2 protein-coding genes and 1 pseudogene are annotated in these 2,813 nt (G+C 40.7%); 2 read left to right on the top strand and 1 reads right to left on the bottom strand.

Annotation, left to right across the window (positions count from 1 at the left end):
• Positions 1 to 80: pseudogene (locus H5058_RS18705) on the bottom strand (heat-shock protein); the annotation flags it as partial.
• 349 nt (positions 81 to 429) lie between these two features.
• Between H5058_RS18705 and H5058_RS14955 the strand changes: the two are divergent.
• Positions 430 to 693, top strand: a complete 264-nt coding sequence (locus tag H5058_RS14955) for a GrxA family glutaredoxin (RefSeq protein WP_011327680.1) — start codon at positions 430 to 432, stop codon at positions 691 to 693.
• Between the two features lie 160 nt (positions 694 to 853).
• Positions 854 to 2,704, top strand: coding sequence for a DEAD/DEAH box helicase (locus H5058_RS14950; RefSeq protein WP_011327679.1), 1,851 nt, complete (start codon positions 854 to 856; stop codon positions 2,702 to 2,704).
• The last annotated feature ends 109 nt before the right edge of the window (positions 2,705 to 2,813 follow it).

Below are 2,813 nucleotides of genomic sequence, written 5' to 3'. Positions count from 1 at the left end.
GCTGCCGCATCCATTAAAGACGCTAAATGATCGAAACCGATGAATGAACGATAAAGGGGTGATAAATCTACTGTACGCATAATAATATCCTCATATTTAAGCGATATTTCAGTTGTGCTTTTCTAGTGAACAAACACAAATGAAGTTTAATTAATAATATAAATTTCAATTACTTCTGTTTAACAAGGACCCATCAGGCGTCCTCTACTTATCTATATATGGACTGCAAAAGTGTTTTCAAGATGATTTTTCAAAAAATTATTTATTTTACTTTTAACACCACATTAAGCGCCCAATAACAGTAGCGATTATTTAAAAACGCTGATCCCTAAGGCATATCAATAAAAGCGAACAGCTTAATCGCTTGTTTGCTCTTTAATATTTAACTCAATTGGTTACACTAGTAGCAATTTAATTGAGGAGTTCACTATGTTAACTGTAATTTTTGGTCGTGAAGGCTGCCCATTTTGTGTTCGTGCTAAAGACGTAGCAGAACAACTATCAAATGAACGTGATGATTTTAAATTTCGCTATATCGACATTATTAAAGAAGGCATAAGTAAAGAAGATCTTGAAAAGTCTGCCGGCAAACCTTGCCCAACAGTGCCGCAAATCTTTGTAGACCAAAAACACATTGGTGGTTTTACAGAGTTTGAGGCCTACGCCAAAGAGAATCTTGGACTTTATCAATAAGTTCTGTATCAAATATGTTAACCAGTTAAGTAATCTAGTTACTTAGCTGGTTAAATTTCGACCAACATCAATCACCTATAAATTAGTTGTAATTTCTACAAGCATTTACCGCATTTATCCTTTATAATGCGCGCCTCTTTAAATTCGTTGAGGCGTATTAATGTCAGAACCAGTCACGTTTGAATCTCTAAATCTTTCTCCTGCAATTTTGAAGGCAGTTGAAGAGTTGGGTTACAAGACACCATCTGAAATCCAAGCTCAATGTATACCGTTATTGCTAGAAAGAAAGGACGTACTGGGACTAGCTCAAACGGGTACAGGTAAAACCGCAGCATTTGCACTACCACTATTAAATAATATTGACCCGTCTGTGAAACAGCCACAGATCCTTGTACTCACACCAACCCGTGAGCTTGCGATCCAAGTTGCTGAGGCATTTGAACAATATGCTAAACATGTTCGTGGTATTGAAGTATTGGCACTTTATGGTGGCCAAAGCTACAGTATCCAACTAAGTGCACTTCGTCGTGGCGCGCAAGTTATCGTAGCTACTCCAGGTCGCTTAATCGATCATATTAACCGTGGCACTATCAAGTTTGATGCTCTACAAGCACTTGTACTTGATGAAGCCGATGAAATGTTACGCATGGGCTTTATCGATGATGTAGAAAGCATCATGGAAAAAACACCGCGCGAAAAGCAAACATGTCTTTTCTCTGCGACCATGCCTAAGCAAATTCAAAACATCAGCAGCAAGTATATGAACAATCCTGAACAGGTTCATATCTCTGCGCGTAACTCAACTGTATCATCAGTAGAGCAAGTGTTTTGGAATGCAAGCATTCATAAAAATAAAGCCATTGTTCGCTTTTTAGAAGCTGAGCAATATGAAGGCGCTATTGTTTTCGTACGTACGCGTAACGATACAGTACAACTTGCTGAATTATTAGAGCGTGAAGGTTTCTCTGCCGCTCCACTTAACGGTGACATGAACCAGCAAGCACGTGAACGCACAGTAGAGCGCTTAAAAAGCGGCATGCTAAATGTTGTTATTGCAACAGACGTAGCGGCACGTGGTCTAGATGTTGACCGTTTAAGTTTAGTTATCAACTACGATATTCCACAAGATTCTGAAGCCTACGTTCACCGTATCGGCCGTACAGGTCGTGCTGGTCGTACTGGTAAAGCAATCTTATTCGTAAAACATAACGAACGTTATTTACTTAAAAATATCATTCGTCATACGAATTCAGATATTGCACAAGTTGAATTACCAACAGCTAAAATTGTTGAAGAAAAACGTATCGAAGCGTTACAAGCCAAGTTAACACTTGCTCTTGAAAACAAAGATATTACTTTCTTTAATGAAGTAGCAGCAAACATGGCTCAAAAGCTTGAACTTTCTGCTGAAGACCTTGCTGGTGCGTTACTGTGTTTAGCACAGCAACAATCACCAATTAAGGTTGAAGAAGTTAAGATTCAACCTCGCGAACGTAACGAGCGCAATGATCGTAACCCACGTAGCAATGACCGTGGTGATCGTGGTCGTCGTAACGAACGTGGCGGTGAACGTGGTGGCGAGCGCGCTGAACGTAAACCTCGTGAGCGTAACAGCCGTGATGCAGGTCCTATGGATACATACCGTATCGAAGTAGGTCGTGAACATGGTGTTCAGGTTAAGAACATTGTTGGCGCTATTGCTAACGAAGCTGACATTTCAAGCAAGTTTATTGGTGATATTCGTCTACACGATAATCACAGCACGGTTCAATTACCGAAAAACATGCCTAAAGATGTACTTGATCATTTCCAAAAAGTGTTTATTTGTAAACGTCCTATGGGCTTAACAATCACTGCTGATCAAGGTCCTGCTGAGCCACGTGGCGAACGCTCTGAGCGTCCAGCTGGCGGCGAAAAACGCAGCTTTAATAAAGATGACAGCGCACGCGGTGATAAGCGCAGCGGTCCTCGTAAAGAACGTCGCCCAGTAAGCTTTACAACGCCGAAATAAGCAACGACTCTTTAATAAAAACCTTGCCACGTAAGTGAGCAAGGTTTTTTTGTGTCTAAAATAAAGCTCTAGGCTCTAGGCTCTAGGCTCTAGGCTCTAGGCTCTAGGC

Origin of the sequence: Pseudoalteromonas sp. SR45-4 (assembly GCF_014163535.1) — a bacterium.
GTDB lineage: Bacteria > Pseudomonadota > Gammaproteobacteria > Enterobacterales > Alteromonadaceae > Pseudoalteromonas > Pseudoalteromonas nigrifaciens.
The sequence above is the reverse complement of the archived record's forward strand: the minus strand, read 5'-3'. Positions and strand labels throughout refer to the sequence as shown.

Excerpts from the sequence above, each read along its gene's own strand:
- H5058_RS14955 (WP_011327680.1), top strand. The coding sequence starts at position 430 with ATGTTAACTGTAATTTTTGGTCGTGAAGGCTGCCCATTTTGTGTTCGT.
- H5058_RS14950 (WP_011327679.1), top strand. The coding sequence starts at position 854 with ATGTCAGAACCAGTCACGTTTGAATCTCTAAATCTTTCTCCTGCAATT.